Origin of the sequence: Enterococcus larvae, from assembly GCF_017830045.1 — a bacterium.
GTDB classification, from domain to species: Bacteria; Bacillota; Bacilli; order Lactobacillales; family Enterococcaceae; genus Enterococcus_L; species Enterococcus_L larvae.
This window is the reverse complement of the sequence record NZ_JAEDXU010000001.1, coordinates 153,138-170,164: the sequence shown is the minus strand read 5'-3', so window position 1 is coordinate 170,164 and position 17,027 is coordinate 153,138. Positions and strand designations below refer to the sequence as shown.

17 protein-coding genes are annotated in these 17,027 nt (G+C 40.2%); 15 read left to right on the top strand and 2 right to left on the bottom strand.

Features of this window, described 5'->3' with window-relative positions; translation table 11 throughout:
- The first annotated feature begins 5 nt into the window (after nucleotides 1–5).
- The 15 genes from I6N96_RS00795 to I6N96_RS00725 all read left to right on the top strand — a co-directional run bounded on the left by I6N96_RS00795 (nucleotide 6) and on the right by I6N96_RS00725 (nucleotide 15,514).
- The gene (locus I6N96_RS00795) at nucleotides 6–341 is read left to right on the top strand and encodes a DUF7006 family protein (protein ID WP_209555597.1); all 336 of its coding nucleotides are present in this window, start codon (nucleotides 6–8) and stop codon (nucleotides 339–341) included.
- 369 nt (nucleotides 342–710) lie between these two features.
- Entirely contained in the window at nucleotides 711–1,874 is a 1,164-nt protein-coding gene (gene hemW, locus I6N96_RS00790; RefSeq protein ID WP_209555596.1) for a radical SAM family heme chaperone HemW, read from the top strand.
- A gap of 149 nt (nucleotides 1,875–2,023) precedes the next feature.
- Entirely contained in the window at nucleotides 2,024–3,067 is a 1,044-nt protein-coding gene (hrcA, locus tag I6N96_RS00785) for a heat-inducible transcriptional repressor HrcA (protein ID WP_209555595.1), read from the top strand.
- A 61-nt stretch (nucleotides 3,068–3,128) separates the two neighbouring features.
- Nucleotides 3,129–3,644 (top strand): nucleotide exchange factor GrpE, encoded by a 516-nt coding sequence (grpE, locus tag I6N96_RS00780; protein WP_245186792.1) that lies wholly within the window; start codon nucleotides 3,129–3,131, stop codon nucleotides 3,642–3,644.
- Nucleotides 3,645–3,704: 60 nt separating this feature from the next.
- Nucleotides 3,705–5,534 carry a molecular chaperone DnaK gene (gene dnaK, locus I6N96_RS00775; protein ID WP_209555593.1) on the top strand — a complete coding sequence of 610 codons (1,830 nt, stop codon included), beginning with the start codon at nucleotides 3,705–3,707 and terminating at the stop codon, nucleotides 5,532–5,534.
- A 395-nt stretch (nucleotides 5,535–5,929) separates the two neighbouring features.
- Nucleotides 5,930–7,102: a molecular chaperone DnaJ gene (gene dnaJ / locus I6N96_RS00770; RefSeq protein WP_209555592.1), complete on the top strand. Its 1,173-nt coding sequence runs from the start codon at nucleotides 5,930–5,932 to the stop codon at nucleotides 7,100–7,102.
- A 340-nt stretch (nucleotides 7,103–7,442) separates the two neighbouring features.
- Entirely contained in the window at nucleotides 7,443–9,488 is a 2,046-nt protein-coding gene (locus tag I6N96_RS00765; RefSeq protein WP_209555591.1) for a BglG family transcription antiterminator, read from the top strand.
- 1 nt (nucleotide 9,489) lies between these two features.
- Complete coding sequence (locus tag I6N96_RS00760; RefSeq protein ID WP_209555590.1) at nucleotides 9,490–9,771, top strand: PTS sugar transporter subunit IIB; 282 nt, start codon at nucleotides 9,490–9,492, stop codon at nucleotides 9,769–9,771.
- A 47-nt stretch (nucleotides 9,772–9,818) separates the two neighbouring features.
- A complete protein-coding gene (ulaA, locus tag I6N96_RS00755; protein ID WP_209555589.1) occupies nucleotides 9,819–11,180 on the top strand; it encodes a PTS ascorbate transporter subunit IIC in 1,362 nt (453 codons plus the stop codon).
- 22 nt (nucleotides 11,181–11,202) lie between these two features.
- Nucleotides 11,203–12,072: a transketolase gene (locus tag I6N96_RS00750; RefSeq protein WP_209555588.1), complete on the top strand. Its 870-nt coding sequence runs from the start codon at nucleotides 11,203–11,205 to the stop codon at nucleotides 12,070–12,072.
- The gene (locus I6N96_RS00745; RefSeq protein WP_209556198.1) at nucleotides 12,072–13,028 is read left to right on the top strand and encodes a transketolase family protein; all 957 of its coding nucleotides are present in this window, start codon (nucleotides 12,072–12,074) and stop codon (nucleotides 13,026–13,028) included. Before I6N96_RS00750 ends, I6N96_RS00745 begins: the two co-directional genes overlap by 1 nt.
- A gap of 238 nt (nucleotides 13,029–13,266) precedes the next feature.
- Complete coding sequence (locus I6N96_RS00740) at nucleotides 13,267–13,983, top strand: MarR family winged helix-turn-helix transcriptional regulator (protein ID WP_209555587.1); 717 nt, start codon at nucleotides 13,267–13,269, stop codon at nucleotides 13,981–13,983.
- Nucleotides 13,984–14,125: 142 nt separating this feature from the next.
- A complete protein-coding gene (locus tag I6N96_RS00735; RefSeq protein WP_209555586.1) occupies nucleotides 14,126–14,554 on the top strand; it encodes a GNAT family N-acetyltransferase in 429 nt (142 codons plus the stop codon).
- A gap of 12 nt (nucleotides 14,555–14,566) precedes the next feature.
- Entirely contained in the window at nucleotides 14,567–14,731 is a 165-nt protein-coding gene (locus I6N96_RS00730; protein WP_209555585.1) for a hypothetical protein, read from the top strand.
- Between the two features lie 216 nt (nucleotides 14,732–14,947).
- Nucleotides 14,948–15,514, top strand: coding sequence for a GNAT family N-acetyltransferase (locus I6N96_RS00725; RefSeq protein ID WP_347339053.1), 567 nt, complete (start codon nucleotides 14,948–14,950; stop codon nucleotides 15,512–15,514).
- 335 nt (nucleotides 15,515–15,849) lie between these two features.
- Here the strand turns inward: I6N96_RS00725 and I6N96_RS00720 are convergent, their stop codons facing one another.
- Nucleotides 15,850–16,215: a VOC family protein gene (locus tag I6N96_RS00720; RefSeq protein WP_209555583.1), complete on the bottom strand. Its 366-nt coding sequence runs from the start codon at nucleotides 16,213–16,215 to the stop codon at nucleotides 15,850–15,852.
- 100 nt (nucleotides 16,216–16,315) lie between these two features.
- Nucleotides 16,316–16,879 carry a YdeI/OmpD-associated family protein gene (locus I6N96_RS00715; protein WP_209555582.1) on the bottom strand — a complete coding sequence of 188 codons (564 nt, stop codon included), beginning with the start codon at nucleotides 16,877–16,879 and terminating at the stop codon, nucleotides 16,316–16,318.
- Between the last annotated feature and the right edge of the window lie 148 nt (nucleotides 16,880–17,027).

Below are 17,027 nucleotides of genomic sequence, written 5' to 3'. Positions count from 1 at the left end.
GAGGGATGAAGTTTTCATGGGAGCTTGAATTAACAATTTTTTCTACAGGGGAGATCGATCAAACGTTAAAACAATATTATGAGGAATTGCAGAATCAAGCCAGAGAATTGGTTGAACAGATTGCTGCTGAAAATTTTTCGGAAAGCCTTTCGAAGCTTCACGGCATTGATGAGAAATGCCAATTGCTTTTTTTCTTTCTAGAACACACAGAAGAATTATGGTTTAAAAACAGCTCGGAAGTAATTGGCTGCATTGAGGGAGACTATCAAAGGTCCTATCTGGAAAAGCTTCCTTCTCAGCTTGAGCATGGCAGAAATTCACTGCTTTATATCATAAGCTGAGTGATAGGGTAAAGAGAAAGTACTACGCAACAGGCAGAATCAGGAGAATCATAGCCGAATAGGGCAATGAAGTTCATTGAAAGTGGGACATTGTCCCACTCTCTTTTTAATGACTTCAATCTATAAAAATCAAGTATGCTGTGAGAAGAAGATTTTTATCAAACTAAAATAAACGGCTTAAGATGAAGCGTCTATGAGAAAGGGCTGGACTTTTTTCTATTTCGATTTATTAAACAGATAAAGGTATGTTAATATGATTACTGAGCATGACAGCTAATTTTTATGCGAAATGCTTGTTACTGTGCTTATTTTCGCAAGGGTGGTCATTTGGGAGATGATGCATATTTTAAAATTGAAGGAAATGATAAAATGATAGAAAAGAACAAGTTCATTAAAAGTAAGGTTTCGGCCTATATCCATATTCCTTTTTGTGAGCATATCTGTTTTTACTGCGACTTTAACAAAGTTTTTCTTGAGGGACAGCCTGTTGATGAGTATATTGAGGCTTTATTGAAGGAAATTCAGCTTACAACAGCGAAGCATCCGGAAAAATATATGGAAACATTGTACATAGGCGGTGGTACCCCAACCTCGTTGAACGCAAAGCAGCTAGATCGACTGCTTTCAGGAATCAGAGAGCTGCTGCCGTTTGACGATAGTCGAGAATTTACCGTAGAGGCAAATCCCGGAGATTTGAGTCAGGAAAAATTAAGAGTAATGAAGAATTATGGTGTCAATCGATTGTCAATGGGGGTTCAGACCTTTGACGATCGTTTGCTAAAAAAAATCGGACGGAAGCATACAGCAGAAGATGTCTATGAGACAATGCGTTTTCTGGAAAAAGAAAATTTTGAAAATGTCAGCATTGATTTAATCTATGCGCTTCCCGGTCAAACAATTGAGGGATTTCAAGATACCTTACGAAAAGCAATCGAGCTTGATTTACCCCATTATTCTCTGTATTCCCTGATCCTGGAAAACAAGACAATGTTCATGAACTGGGTAAGGCAGGGGCGCTTGGAACTTCCTGATGAAGATGCGGAAGCTGGGATGTTTGAGGCAACAATTGAAGAGATGGCTAAATCAGGACGACATCAATATGAAGTAAGTAATTTTGCTTTGAAGGGAAAAGAAAGTCAGCATAATTTGGTTTATTGGAATAATGAACATTATTACGGCTTTGGTGCAGGGGCAAGCGGCTATCTGGGGGATGTCCGCTATCGCAACTATGGTCCAATTCAGCATTATCTGCAACCATTGAGGGAAGGTAAGCTGCCTGTTTTAGAAACAGAACACCTGACCAAAAAGAATCAGATAGAAGAAGAGATGTTCTTGGGACTGCGGAAGCTGGATGGTGTCAGCAAAGAAAAATTCTTGGAAAAATTTCAAACAACGATCGATCAGGTCTATGGTCCGGTTCTTGAAAAATTGAAAATAGAAGGTCTGCTTTTGGAATCAGAAAAGTATTTCAGCTTGACTGAAAAAGGTCTCTATATAGGAAATGAAGTCTTTGAATCCTTCCTATTAGATTAAGAAAAAACAACGAAACAGTAATTTTTAGCACTCGGATGTAAAGAGTGCTAAAAATTGCTGTTTTTTTCTTGACAATTCAGTTAGGACTTGCTATATTTATACTTGTGTTAGCACTCATTAGATAAGAGTGCTAATGGAGGGTGGTAATTATGCTTACAGAAAGACAAAATGAAATATTGAGACTTATCATCCAACACTACACAACTACAGGAACTCCTGTGGGTTCGAAGAAATTGATGGAGGATGGAGTCAAGTCCAGTTCTGCGACGATTCGAAATGATATGAAGGCATTAGAAGAGCACGGTTTATTACTGAAGACACATTCTTCTTCAGGAAGAGTTCCTTCAATGGCAGGCTATCGTTACTATGTCGATCATCTGTTGAAGCCGACGGAAGTAGATTCAGGAGAAGTGAGCCTGATCCGTCAGTCCTTTGGAACGGAGTTTCGTGAAATCAATGACATCATCGAACAATCAGCGAAGATCTTATCTGAGCTGACCAGCTACACAGCATTTTCATTAGGACCGGAAGTGAAAGAAAGAAAACTAACAGGATTCAGGATGGTTCCTTTGAACGATCGACAAGTAATTGCTATTATTGTAACGGATAAAGGCAATGTCGAGAGTCAGGTATTTGCTGTGCCGGCAACAGTTTCAAGTGAAGATTTAGAAAAGATGACAAAAATCATCAATGATAAACTGGTAGGACAACCGTTGCTGACAGTTTATCACCGTTTGAGAACTGAGATACCTATGATTCTCCATAGATATTTCCAAACACCAGACGGCATGATGAATTTGTTTGACTCAATGCTAGGGCACATTTTTGAAGAAAAAGTATATGTGAGTGGTCGTTTGAATCTGCTGGATTTTGATGACGGTCTGGATAATGATCAGTTGAAATCTGTTTATTCATTTATGAAAAATACAGACGAACTGACTCACCTGCTGGATATGTCGGCTAACTCTACAGTGCCTATCAGTTTTAAGATCGGCTCGGAAATCGGCAATGACTTGCTGGATAATATGAGTATGATCACTGCAACCTATGAAGTAGCAGGGCACGGTAAAGGAACAATTGCTTTGCTGGGACCGACAAGTATGCCGTATTCCAAAATGTTTGGACTGATCGACGTATTCAGAAATGAACTGGCATCACAGTTAGGCTCTTACTATAGATTTCTTGATGGATAGAGCTTCGGTGATATCTTAAAGATAAAAATGATTCTACGAAATGAGAAGGGAAGTTGCAAGATTGGATAAAGACAATCAGGAAGAAGTAAAAGAAGAGATTCAGGATCAGGCGGAAATCGTTGAAGAAACAGAAGTAGATACGCTGAAAAATGAATTGAATGAAATGGAAGATAAATTCTTACGTGCACGAGCGGAGATTGCTAATATGAGCAATCGTTTCAAAAACGAACGTGAGCTTTTGGTTCGCTATAGATCTCAGGATCTAGGCAAAAAGATTTTGCCGGCGATGGATAATCTGGAGCGTGCAATGGCAATAGAAGTGGATGATGAACAAGGAGCAAGCCTGAAAAAAGGAATCTCAATGGTTCATGAAAGCCTACTACATGCACTGAAGGAAGAAGGCATCGAGGAAATCCCGGCAGTGGGCGAACCTTTCGATCCAAACCTGCATCAAGCGGTTCAGACAGTACCGGCTGACGAGGGTGTTGCATCAGATACAATCGTTGAAGTACTGCAAAAAGGGTATAAATTACAGGATCGTGTGCTGCGTGCCAGCATGGTCGTTGTTGCACAATAGTATATACAGAAATTTAATTGATATAAAAAACTATAAATAGACAGACAGGAGATAATAAATATGAGTAAAATAATCGGTATTGACTTAGGTACTACAAACTCAGCAGTAGCAGTATTAGAAGGCGGAGAAGCAAAAATCATTGCGAATCCGGAAGGAAATCGTACAACACCTTCAGTTGTTTCCTTCAAAAATGGAGAAATCCAAGTAGGGGAAGTTGCGAAGCGTCAAGCAGTAACAAATCCTCATACTGTTTCATCAATCAAACGTTACATGGGTGAAGCAGGCTACAAAGTAGAAGCAGATGGAAAAACTTATACACCTCAAGAAATTTCTGCAATGGTTTTACAATACCTTAAAGGGTTTGCGGAAGAATACTTGGGAGAAAAAGTAGAAAAAGCGGTTATCACCGTTCCTGCTTATTTCAATGACGCACAACGTCAAGCAACAAAAGATGCTGGTAAAATTGCTGGTTTGGAAGTTGAACGTATCGTCAACGAACCAACTGCAGCTGCACTGGCTTATGGTTTAGATAAAACAGATAAAGAAGAAAAAATTCTTGTATTTGACCTAGGCGGCGGTACTTTTGACGTTTCAATCCTTGAATTAGGAGACGGCGTATTCGATGTACTTTCTACTTCTGGGGACAACAACCTTGGTGGGGATGATTTTGACAACAAGATCATTGATTACATGGTTGCTGAATTCAAAAAAGAAAATGGTATCGATCTTGGTCAAGATAAAATGGCTTTACAACGTTTGAAAGATGCTGCTGAAAAAGCGAAAAAAGATTTGTCAGGTGTTACAAGCACACAAATCAGCTTACCATTTATCACTGCCGGCGACGCTGGTCCTTTGCACTTGGAAATGAACTTGACTCGTGCGAAATTCGATGAATTGACCGCTGATCTTGTTGAACGTACAAAAATTCCTGTACGCCAAGCATTGAAGGATGCGGACCTGAATGCTTCTGATATTGATGAAGTAATCCTTGTCGGTGGTTCTACACGTATTCCTGCGGTTGTTGAAGCAGTACGTAAAGAAACAAACAAAGAGCCAAATAAATCGGTGAATCCGGATGAAGTTGTAGCAATGGGGGCTGCAATCCAAGGCGGCGTAATCACAGGTGATGTGAAAGACGTAGTACTATTGGATGTAACACCATTATCCCTAGGTATCGAAACAATGGGTGGGGTCTTCACTAAATTGATCGATCGCAATACAACGATCCCAACAAGTAAATCACAAGTATTCTCTACAGCAGCTGACAATCAGCCGGCAGTAGATATCCATGTCCTGCAAGGGGAACGCCCAATGGCAGCAGACAATAAAACATTAGGAAGATTCCAATTGACGGATATTCCACCAGCACCACGCGGCGTGCCTCAAATCGAAGTAAGTTTCGATATCGATAAAAATGGTATCGTAAACGTACGTGCGAAAGACTTGGGTACTCAAAAAGAACAAACAATCACAATCAAATCATCTTCAGGCTTATCTGATGACGAGATCGAACGTATGGTTAAGGATGCGGAAGCAAACGCAGAAGCAGACAAACAACGTAAAGAAGAAGTTGATCTTCGTAATGATGTAGATGCGTTGCTGTTCACTGTTGACAAAACATTGAAAGAACTTGAAGGCAAAGTTGATGCTGAAGATGTAACAAAAGCAGAAGAAGCACGTGATGAGCTGAAAGCAGCGGTTGAAGCAAATGATATCGAGCTGATGAAGACAAAACGTGATGCATTGAACGAAATCGTTCAAAATCTTTCTGTAAAACTTTATGAACAAGCAGCTCAACAACAAGCTGAAGAAAATCCGGAAGCAGCACAAGGCGGAGCAGATGATGTTGTAGATGCTGATTTTGAAGAAGTTGAAAAAGACGAAGACTAATTTCTGAAATAGAACAGGTATGATTAGGGTGTGTCTGAAAACTACGGTGGAATCCGATTTTTCAGTTAAAGCTTTCAGATATATCCTATTAGGAAAGTGGGCGGGACGGAAGTGTAATTGCTGCTTCTGTCCCGTCATTTTCTTGTTGTACAGTTAAGAGACAGAGCGCAGCATAAGCTGTTTGCCTGTTTACTTGAGAAAAGCGACCTGAATAGGTTCTTGACTTTGTTTTTACATAAATGTATTTAGGTTTTACCTGAATTGTGTTATGATTACAACGATACTTTTGTTGTAAGACGTTGCTTTTAAAACAATGTTTATTCAGATTTAGAGTACAGAAAAGGATTGAGCAGTTTGTCTCAGCCTTAATGGAATTACAAGTTGGAGGGAAGCCAATGGCTACAAAGAGAGATTACTATGAAGTGCTGGGGTTATCTAAAGGTGCTTCAGATGATGAAATAAAAAAGGCTTATCGGAAGCTTTCCAAAAAATACCATCCGGATATCAATAAAGAAGCGGATGCTGAGGAAAAATTCAAAGAGTTGTCAGAAGCTTATGAGGTCCTAAGCGACCCACAGAAGAAAGCAGCATATGATCAATATGGTCATGCCGGAACAGATCCTAATTATGGCGGCGGAGCTGGCGGATTCGGTGGTTTTGGCGGTGGCGGCTTTAGCGGGAGCGGCGGCTTTGGCGGTTTTGAAGATATCTTTGATTCATTTTTTGGCGGCGGCGGTGGACGTACAGTGGATCCTACAGCTCCTAGACAAGGGGCAGATTTACAGTATACGATCCAGTTGAAATTCGAAGAAGCCATTTTCGGAATAGAAAAAGAAATCAAGTATAAACGTGAAGATGTTTGCGGTACTTGTCATGGTAATGGAGCAAAACCAGGTACACAGCCTGAAACCTGTCATAAGTGTCATGGTTCAGGATCGATCAATGTGGAGCGTCAAACACCACTTGGTCGTGTAATGAGTCGTCAAACCTGTGACGTGTGTCGCGGTACTGGTAAAGAAATCAAAGAACCTTGTCCGACTTGTCATGGCTCAGGTCATGAAAAGAAAGCACATCGTGTGAAGGTCAATGTTCCTGCAGGTGTTGAAGATGGTCAGCAAATGCGTTTGGCTAATCAAGGAGAAGCTGGTATGAATGGCGGACCTTACGGTGATCTGTATGTTGTCTTTAGTGTAGAGGAAAGCAATATCTTTGATAGAGACGGCGCTGAAATCTATTACGAGCTGCCATTGAGTTTTGTACAGGCAGCATTAGGCGATGAGGTTCAAGTACCGACTGTGCACGGCGATGTGAAACTGAAGATTCCTGCCGGTACACAAACAGCTACAAACTTCCGTCTGAAAGGAAAAGGTGCTCCTCGATTAAGAGGCGGTGCCAATGGCGATCAGCATGTGAAGGTGAAATTGATCACTCCGAAAAACCTGAATGATGAGCAAAGAGATGCATTGCGTGCCTTTGCAAAAGCAGGCGGTCAGGAAATCAATGAGCAGCAGGAAGAAGGTTTTTTCGATAAAATGAAAGATGCCTTTGGTAGTAAAAAAAGAAAATAGTGAATGAGTGAGAAGTAATCAGTATTTTGCTTGATCATTCATTGATGCAAATAGAAACAAGAGTTTGGGCGGTTACGTATAGCTCAAGCTCTTGTTTTATTTCGTTTAGCTGTGTTAAGAGAGTAAATAAGGAAAAGTAGACAGCAAAGATATTGAAATGTAAGGGTATTCATATCTGTATCTTTTAAAGGAATACAATTTGTGGGTCAATGTTTTTCTATTCTTTGTTATTTTTTATTTTACGGTCCAGTCAAATAGAAATAGCCGATTAGAGTTGTACCCAATTGTTCTGTGCATTTTGACTAGTGCATTATATAGTAAAGGAGGAGGAAGGATAACGATGGATTACAGAATTAGTTATATTATGTCGCTGGGAAATCAAACATTGTCTTTTGAAGAGGTAGCCGTAAAAACCGGTATAAGAAAAAGCGAGCTTTCAATTGAACTAAAGAAGTTAGCTCAGCTATCGAAGGAAATACTGCAAAAAGAGATCAATCTCACCGAAAATAATATCGGTATTCCTAAGCTGTCATCAAAAGATTGGCTCGCACTTATTTTTGGTCAACGAGAAGAAGAGGTGATTTATTCTGAGCAAGAGCGTCAGGCAATGATCTATTTTTTAACGTTTAGTAATTTTGAAGAGCTGTCGGTTTTCTATTTTCAGGAATTTTTTATGGTCAGTAAAAATACGATTTTGACAGATCTGAAAAGGCTGAGGAAATCGCTCGATGGGCAAGGAGCTTTTTTGGAATATTCAAGGCGTGAGGGCTTCTTTTTATCAGGAGATGAAGCGGCAGTCAGGACTATTGCATATGTTTTGTTGGGAGAAATAATGGCTTGCGGCAATGGAAAACGGTTGTTGTATAAGGGATTAATGACAGCTTCAATTGACTGTTACGCTAATGTTCGTCAGCGTTTTTCACACACAATCGAGGAGTACAGCTTAGTTCTTGTTCCCAGCCGTTTTGAAGAGATGGTCTATTTTGTTTCATATTTGCTTGGGCGAACAAGAAAGCATGAAATTTGTTTCGAGGAAAAAGATCAACAATTACTTACAACATTGATTGCCAGTCAAGCCTCCGAAAAATTTTTAGATGATTTCTCAGATATCCAAAACAAAGAAATGGAAGTTTTGTATATCACCATTCTTTTTATGACGGTCGTCCAAGGAGAAATACAAGATACTTCTTTGGAATTTCTATTGGAATGTTCCGGGAAAGTCATTCATGAGGTCGAACGTTTGGCAGCGGTGGAATTTCAAGAGTATAGAAAGCTATTACTGGATCTGTTTTATCATCTTGTGCCAGCCTTTTTTCGAATCAAGTTTGGTTTGCCATTAAACAATGTATTGATCGAAGAAATCGTTGTTCAGTATCACGAAATATTTGAAATCACGAAGCGAAGTCTATTTCCTCTGGAAGAACTGGTACAGCAAGAAATCCCAATCGAAGAAACAGGATATTTTACTGTGTTGTTTGGCGGTGCAATTCGCAGTAGGAAAGTAAGAAAGCAGGATAGACAGCTGAAGGCGTTGATTCTTTGTCCTAGCGGGATCAGTTCTTCAATGATCATGAAAACCGAGCTTCAGGAACTGTTTCCGCAAATCGATTTTTCTGAAACAAGCTCATTTGAAACCTACAGTAAGACAGAAAGCCATGAAGAAGTTGATTTGATTTTTTCCAGTGTCTCAATTAAGACAGCAAAAAAATTATACGTAATCAATCCAATCATGTCTCAATTGGAAAAAAACACTTTGATGAGAGAAGTACAGGAAGATTTTCTTTTTCAGAAAACATTGATCCCTTCCGTAGATGAAATCATTGATATCCTATTCCCCCATGTCGTGTTGAAAAAGGGAATTACAAAAGAAAAGCTGTATAAAATCGTACAGAGAAAAATGAATAAAGAGATGAAGAGAAGGGAAGATGATCGACCGATGTTATCCGAGTTATTGACAGAAGATATGATCCAATTGTCGGAGGTTCCGATGAATTGGGAGGAAGCAATAGATTATGCAGCAGAACCGCTGAAGGAAAAAAATAAAATAGAGCAACGCTATGTGACTGCGATGATCGATAAAGTCAAAAAGCATGGACCATTTATTCATATTGGCGAAGGTGTGGCACTGCCTCATGCTCGTCCGGAAGATGGCGTGAAAGGTTTGGGGATGTCCTTGTTAAAGGTGCAGAAGCCTGTTCTATTACTGGATGATGAAAAGCATCCAATTCAAATATTCATTTGTCTGGCAGCCGTTGACAATGAAATGCATCTGAAAGCTTTAGCAAGCTTGACAAGGATTTTGTCTAATAAAGAAAAATTGGCGGCTTTGCTTCAAGCTGAGACAAAGACAAGTATTCTTGAAATTTTAGCAGAAGGAGAGGAATAAGATGAAATTTGCAGCAGTTTGTGGATCAGGATTAGGGTCAAGCTTCATGGTCGAAATGAACATCAATACAGTGTTAGGAGAGCTTGGTGTAAGTGATGTAGAGGTGTCGCATTATGATATGGGGAGCGCGGCTCCTGAATTGGCAGACGTATTTTTTGTAGGCGGTGACCTGGCAGACAGTGCCCAGCATTTAGGTGAAGTTGTTGTGCTGAACAGTATCATCGACATGGACGAGCTGAAAGAAAAAGTAACAGCAGTTTGTAAGGAAAAAGGGCTGCTTTAAAAGTAAAAAACAAGTGAAACAGCTAAATAAGTAAAGGAGTTGGAGACATGGATAATGTTTTAGATATTTTAATTGATATTGCCAGTACGCCGGCATTGTTAGTTGCATTGATTGCAGTTTTGGGGAACGTCTTGCAGAAGAAGGATCTGGCATCGACTGTTAAAGGCGGAATCAAGACCTTTGTTGGTTTCCTAGTCGTTACAGCAGGAGCTGGAGTGATTGAAGGCTCATTAGCTCCATTTGGAGAAATGTTTCAAGTAGCATTCAATATGCAGGGTGTCGTGCCTAATAACGAAGCAATCGTTGCTTTAGCTCTGACAAAGTACGGCACATACACCGCACTTATTATGTTGACAGGGATGGTATTCAATATCTTGATTGCTCGCATTACTCGTTATAAATATATTTATCTGACAGGACACGCAACACTTTACATGGCATGTATGATTGCCGTGATTTTAAGTGTGACAGGGATGGATACCATTGCTTTAGTGGTTTTTGGCGGATTGGCATTAGGCTTGGCAAATACGATTTTTCCGGCGATTGCTCAACCGTTTACACGTCAAATCACTAAAAATGATTCCGTTGCACTGGGACATACAGGAAACTTTGGGTATGCATTAAGTGGTCTGATCGGAAAATATGTCGGTAACAAGGATAAATCAACAGAAGACATCAACTTCCCTAAAGGACTTTCATTCTTACGTGATTCTACAGTGAGTATCACATTGACCATGTCGGTTGTTTACGTCATTGTTGCTCTTTTCGCAGGAAATGAATACATTAGTGAAAACTTAAGTGGAGGAATGAACTATATCATTTACTCATTACAACAGGCGGGTTCATTTGCAGCGGGAGTATTTGTCATTTTAGCTGGTGTTCGTTTAATACTTGCAGAAATCGTCCCAGCGTTCAAAGGAATCTCTGAAAAGCTGGTACCGAATTCTATTCCGGCATTAGATTGTCCAATTGTTTTTCCTTATGCGCCAAATGCTGTTTTGATTGGTTTTCTGACAAGCTTTGTTGGTGGGATCGTTAGCTTGGCAATTATGGTCATGACAGGTACGACGGTAATCATTCCAGGAGTTGTTCCACACTTTTTCTGCGGTGCTACGGCAGGTGTGTATGGAAACGCAACAGGTGGTGTGAGAGGCGCTGTGATTGGTTCATTCATCCATGGGATCATCATCAGTTTCATGCCGATCCTGCTTATGCCGGTCATGGGTGATTTAGGCTTCCAAGGCTCTACCTTTTCGGATACGGATTATGGAGTCACAGGGATTTTCCTTGGTAATTTAGCCAATAGCGGTGGTCAATTATTAGTTATTGGCGGAATCCTTGCAGTTCTGGCAGTTTTACTGGGACTTACTTTTTTTGGGAAAAAGAAGACAGCAACGATTTCAGAATAAGAGGTGAAAAGGGGTAAGAAAAATGGCGATAGCTACGTTGAAGGAACAAGAATGGCAGCAGGTTGAACTATTGGCGAAAAAAATCAGACAGGATACATTGTTTGCAATCAAGCACATGGGGCAAGGTCATTTAGGTGGTTCATTGTCAATCGTTGAACTGCTTGCAGTTCTTTATGGAAAACAGATGACGATCGATCCAAATCATCCGTCATGGGAAGATCGAGATCGATTGGTGTTGTCAAAAGGTCATGCCGGGGCAGCCTTATATAGTGCTTTAGCCAATGTCGGTTATTTTGATCGAGGGCTTTTAAAAACTCTTAATGAAGGAGGGACAAGCTTACCCTCTCATCCTGATCGAAATAAGACACCAGGTGTGGATGCAACCACAGGCTCACTTGGACAGGGAACGTCTATGGCAGCAGGAATAGCTGCTGGACTGAAGCTATCTCAGAGAAATAGTTTTGTGTATCTGATTGTTGGAGATGGGGAACTGAACGAGGGGCAATGCTGGGAAGCCTTTCAATATATTGCCCATAGCAAGCTTAATAACTGTATCGTGATCATTGATGAAAATAAAAAACAGCTGGATGGTACCACAGAGGAGATATTGAATCCTTTTGATCTTTCAGAAAAAATGAAGGCTTTTGGCTTTTACGTGAACAAAGCCAAAGGGGATGATCTTTCGGCAATCGACCTGGCGATTCAGCAGAGCAAAGCTGTTGTAGATCAGGCAGTATGTATCATTTTGGATTCGACGAAGGGGCAGGGGATTCCATACTTTGAGCAGCTGGCAGATAATCATTCAGTGAAATTCAATAATGATGAAGTCAATCAGGCCGCTGAAAAAGCTCTTGCCAAGCTTGAATTAGAAATCAAGGAGATGACAAAGTGATGGTTGAACTGAAAGAAAACAGAGAGCTGGGACCAGAGCTTCGCAGCTGTGTCGTTTCAGCAATCGAGGAGCTGATGGCTGAAAATGAAACAGTTGTAGCCTTGGAAGCAGACCTTGGTGCGGCGAGTGGTTGGAATAGGCTAGCCTCAGCTGATCCACAGCGTTTTATAAATGTAGGGATTGCCGAAGCAAATATGATCGGTGTTGCAGCAGGATTAAATTTGGCTGGTTATACACCCTTTGTCCATACCTTTGGTCCTTTTGCCACAAGACGAGTATTCGACCAATTGTTTTTATCAGGCGGATATTCAAAAAACACTATAAATATTTACGGCTCAGATCCCGGTTTTACAGTCGGACATAACGGGGGCACTCATACGACATGGGAAGATGTTGCTTTACTTCGAATGATCCCGGAAGCAGTTGTCTGTGATGCGGCAGATGCTGTTCAAATGAAGTGGATCATCAAGGAATTCAGCAAGCATAAAGGCATCCATTATGTTCGCGGAAACAGAAAGAGTGTTCAGAACATTTATGTCGAGGGAACTGATTTTCAGCTTGGTAAAGGCAATGTTCTAGCTGAGGGAGAAGATATTCTCATCATTGCGGCGGGTCAATTAGTTTCTGAAGCGTTGACTGTTTCAAAAGAGTTATCGAAGCAGGGAATTCGGTGTGAGGTAATCGATATGTTTACCATCAAACCCCTTGATCGACAGTTGATAATGGATGAAGTACGTGGGAAAAAAAGGGTCGTTACAATAGAAAACCATTCAATCACAGGTGGTTTGGGAAGCGCGGTAGCAGAAGTACTGGCAGAAGAAAATCTGGCTGTTCCGTTACTTCGCATTGGTGTGGACGAGCAGTTTGGACAGGTAGGAACACCGGAATATCTACAAGAGGTATATGGATTGACTGCGGAACAAATCAAGAATAAAGTTATTGAATCCATGAAATAATAAGAAGCTGTACCGTGCATGAGGATGCGGGGTACAGTTTTTTTGCATAAGAAGGAAGCTTATGTCAGCTAGCAGTATATGGATGAAAAGTATAAGATTTTTTAAACTGCCAAATTTTTTAACTATTCGTATTGACATTAGTTAGGTACCGAATTATAATTTAATTTATAAAACATAGGTACCTAACTAATTGGTGTGATTGTTGATAATAAGCAAGAGACAGAAAGAAGGAATAATCATGAGTGACTATACTGAAGAGTTATTGAAAAACTTATCGATTGTTGGAACTGCAGGCAGCCGATTGATCAATACTGCTATGCTAAAGAAAAATGCACCTACACAACAACTGGTTTTGGACCTTCTGCTTGAAGAAGATGGGATGACGCAGGGGGTTTTAGCTGAAATATTAGATATCCGACCCAGCTCCCTAACTGAAATATTGAAAAAACTGGAACAGCGGGGAGAAATCGAACGACGGGAAGATCCAAATGATAAACGAATCAAGCAAGTATTCATTACAGAAGTTGGTCGGAAAAAAGCGAATCCTGTAAAGCACAATCAAAATCGTTCGGAAGAATTTTTTGCTGGTTTATCTGATGATGAGCAGCAAGAATTAAATCAGCTGCTGAATAAAGTGAAAAATGGCTGGGGCGAAGATTTCTGTGATCTATCTGATTTTCCAAAACTGCCATTTGAGATGTTGGGTTCAATGAAGGAATTCCGTGAGCAATTCATGAAAGAATTTGCCGGAAAAGATATAAGAAATATGTCTCCTCATGAACGGAAAGAGTTCAAAAAAGAGATGAGAGAAATGAAGCATATGATGCGTCGTCAGTTCGACCGCCGCGGCTTCAGAAGACAAGATTTTGATGCATTCTATAAAGAAGGAACAAGAGGCAGAAACTGTACAGATCAACAAGACAAGCATGAAGATAGCGAGTGGGACAACTGGTAATCATTACCAAAGCCAAGTAATCAGAAAAGTAGGACACCCGTATAGAGCACAGCATGTCACTTGTCCTAAAGTTCTGATCCCTAATGTGAATCAGCGACAGTCCGAAATAATTTCTGTCACTGAAAAAGGAGGAAATCTGATTATGGATATTCAATTAGTACCTAAATTCAGCCAAAGGGATTATGAGGCGATGACGCTTCGTAAACAAGTGCTGAACAGCAAAATTGACTTGAAGCAAGAGGAAAAATGGACGACATATGTCGCTGTTGAAAACGGACAGGTGATTGGGACAGCATCTATTCAGCTTTATTCGCTGAAATTTGCACGGATTCGCCAAGTCGCTGTAGCGCCTGAATTCCAAGGAAAACGAATTGGTAATCACTTATTGGATCACTGTGAAGCCTATGCACTAGCGCAGGGACACTCGGTTGTTCTTTTGACTGGTCGAAAGAACGCCAGCTTGTTTTATCTGAAAAGAGATTACAGATTACTACTTTTCCCATTTAAGAAACATGACATCAACTTTTTCTGGATGGGTAAAAAAATAACGGAAGAAGCATATTCTAGATAAGGAGGAAACAGCATGAAAGAAATTATTGAGAACTCAAAAAAAATCATAAAAGAAACAAGCACACTTTCCAGACTGGAACTGGAAAAAAAGAAAATCGAATTAGATGCAAAAACAAAGGTGTTTGCTGAGACATTTGGTTTGATCAATACCCGAGGTAATCTTTCCGGTTATTATTAGGAAAGTAGGATACTGCCGGAGGTATTTCTGAAAAAATATAAACGTTTTAGGTGAGTGAAGTACGATTGCATTAGGTGATGGAATCGACAGATGAAAGCATTGTTCATGGGAAGACGGCCCATGCCAATGCTTTTTTTGTTATACTGAATAAAATAGGCTTGGCTGTAAGTAACCAGCAACCAATTTTACATCATGGAGCAAAGGGAGGAAGAAAGCGTGAAGGGACAGAAAGTAGTATTGGTTCCAGCAGAGCTAAACGACAGAAGGCGTGTATATGAATGGTGCTTTCAGTCGGAAACAACGAAATCACATACGGGTCCGCCTGACTATCCGGAAAAATCAATTGCTTCCTACGAAGAGTTTTGTGCAGAATATTACGAAGAATACTTTTTTACAGGAGCAAAGCCAGAGGATGGCAGAGGCTATCTGATCGTATATGAAGATACGGCAGTGGGTTTTATCAGTTACTCTTCTTTTCATGTGAAAGCAGGCATTGCAGAGCTAGATATCTGGATGGATAGTGAAGCAAATTGTGGTATGGGATTTGGTACAGATGCGATACTTATACTTAGTGAGTTCTTAAATAGAGCAAACGGGATTTCTGAGCTGATTATTGCGCCGGCTATGCAAAATAAAAGAGCAGTGAGGTCTTATGAAAAAGCTGGATTTACACATTCTGCAAAGGCGATGGTAGATTTTTTAGAAACCAACTATGTTGCTCTCTATGGAAGCGGGGACTATGGCTTGGAGGAAACAGCACTAATGGCAAAATCGTTTCATTGATGACTGATGAAATAAAAGAGAGTGGGACAATAATCTGTTGCCACTCTTTTCCATACCCTAAAACCGAATAAACGGCGAGTCAGAAGTAGCTCCTACGACAATAAGCCGGAATTCAACAAAAATTTGTGAAACAATTTTCGTGAATTCCGACTTATTGCTTGTAGCTAAACACTTCTGTCTCAGCCTCTTTGACTGTGCAGCAAGCTAGTTTTAGTTTTTACATAATCAACGTTTATATTCAGAGACAAGTTATGCTGATTTGAACACATGAATTTTGATTGAATGACCAAACAGATAAGTAACTATTGGATATTCTTCTTACAAGATTCAATAGATTAAACCCAAAATGCCCATCGCACATCAAATCTGTCAATGAATCTAACCACACATGGGCTGTAATCTGTAGACTGTATGGTTTCAATGGTAGTACTGCCATCTTCTATTGCAGCGTATGCCTCTTGCAGTGCTGCTTCATTATCAAATTGAACAGAAAGCTGATATCCTCCGGAGGTTGAAATCCCATCATCGTTTCCAAAATCGTTTAGCATCAACAATTCATCATGAATAATTATTTCAGCATGAACGACGAGCGAATGATCCTGGTTTTCAATCAACGTTTTAACCGTAGCATGAAACACTTTTTTATACAGCTCTATCGCTTGCTTACATTGTCCGTTAAAGTAAATATGAGTTACTAACAATACAATCCCTCCCAAGAGTTTGTAAATTACTTACTACTATCTACTTTGTCTAAAATCCAGTCGTCCTTGCTAAAGAAGATCGTCTCTATTCAAGCAGTAGTTACATAGGCTTCAGATTTTTTTCTAATCGATCGATCATCCAAGCTAGGCGTTTTGTACGACCCGCCTCTGTTTTCGCGTCTAAATAAGCTCTTGTATATGTCTTTCTTACAGAAGGAGACATTGCCTGAAAGTTTGTATGAGCCTGTTCGCTTCCCACCAACAGCTTTGCAACCTCTTCTATTTGGTCCTCAGTAATTCCTGAGGGTTTTGTTGCGTTATCCCACTGTCCATTGCTTTTTGCCTCTTCTATTTTGGTTCTACCGTAGTCTGTCATTATTCCGCGTTTCTCAAGTTTTGTAGTTAGTTCTTTATTTTTCGCCGACCATTTACTGCCTTTTCTGCGTGCAGCGAAATATTTGATATAAGAATGCTCATCAACTTTTTTCATCAATCCATCGATCCAGCCGAAGCAGAGAGCTTCTTCTAATGCCTCGCCAGCCTTCAATGTAGCCACTTGTTTTGTCTTTCCGAAAACAAGCCAGACCCCCTCACTGGACTGACTATTGTCAGAAAGCCAGCTTCTAAATGCATCTCTTGTTTCGAATTGCAACGGTTCTTCCATTATTTTCCCTCCTTGCTCACTGAGTAGAGCCAACATCTGATTTTTTTAATCAAGCACAGCCTCTTCAAGAACAGTCATCTCATGAAAAAGGATTTTTTCCTCAACCTTTACAGCAAAGGAAATAGAATCAGCTGTCATTACTTAATAG

Excerpts from the sequence above, each read along its gene's own strand:
- I6N96_RS00715 (WP_209555582.1), bottom strand. The coding sequence starts at position 16,879 with ATGGAAGAACCGTTGCAATTCGAAACAAGAGATGCATTTAGAAGCTGG.
- dnaK (WP_209555593.1), top strand. The coding sequence starts at position 3,705 with ATGAGTAAAATAATCGGTATTGACTTAGGTACTACAAACTCAGCAGTA.
- hrcA (WP_209555595.1), top strand. The coding sequence starts at position 2,024 with ATGCTTACAGAAAGACAAAATGAAATATTGAGACTTATCATCCAACAC.
- I6N96_RS00795 (WP_209555597.1), top strand. The coding sequence starts at position 6 with ATGAAGTTTTCATGGGAGCTTGAATTAACAATTTTTTCTACAGGGGAG.
- I6N96_RS00730 (WP_209555585.1), top strand. The coding sequence starts at position 14,567 with ATGAAAGAAATTATTGAGAACTCAAAAAAAATCATAAAAGAAACAAGC.
- I6N96_RS00745 (WP_209556198.1), top strand. The coding sequence starts at position 12,072 with ATGGTTGAACTGAAAGAAAACAGAGAGCTGGGACCAGAGCTTCGCAGC.
- I6N96_RS00760 (WP_209555590.1), top strand. The coding sequence starts at position 9,490 with ATGAAATTTGCAGCAGTTTGTGGATCAGGATTAGGGTCAAGCTTCATG.
- ulaA (WP_209555589.1), top strand. The coding sequence starts at position 9,819 with ATGGATAATGTTTTAGATATTTTAATTGATATTGCCAGTACGCCGGCA.
- I6N96_RS00765 (WP_209555591.1), top strand. The coding sequence starts at position 7,443 with ATGGATTACAGAATTAGTTATATTATGTCGCTGGGAAATCAAACATTG.
- I6N96_RS00740 (WP_209555587.1), top strand. The coding sequence starts at position 13,267 with ATGAGTGACTATACTGAAGAGTTATTGAAAAACTTATCGATTGTTGGA.
- I6N96_RS00750 (WP_209555588.1), top strand. The coding sequence starts at position 11,203 with ATGGCGATAGCTACGTTGAAGGAACAAGAATGGCAGCAGGTTGAACTA.
- I6N96_RS00735 (WP_209555586.1), top strand. The coding sequence starts at position 14,126 with ATGGATATTCAATTAGTACCTAAATTCAGCCAAAGGGATTATGAGGCG.
- dnaJ (WP_209555592.1), top strand. The coding sequence starts at position 5,930 with ATGGCTACAAAGAGAGATTACTATGAAGTGCTGGGGTTATCTAAAGGT.
- hemW (WP_209555596.1), top strand. The coding sequence starts at position 711 with ATGATAGAAAAGAACAAGTTCATTAAAAGTAAGGTTTCGGCCTATATC.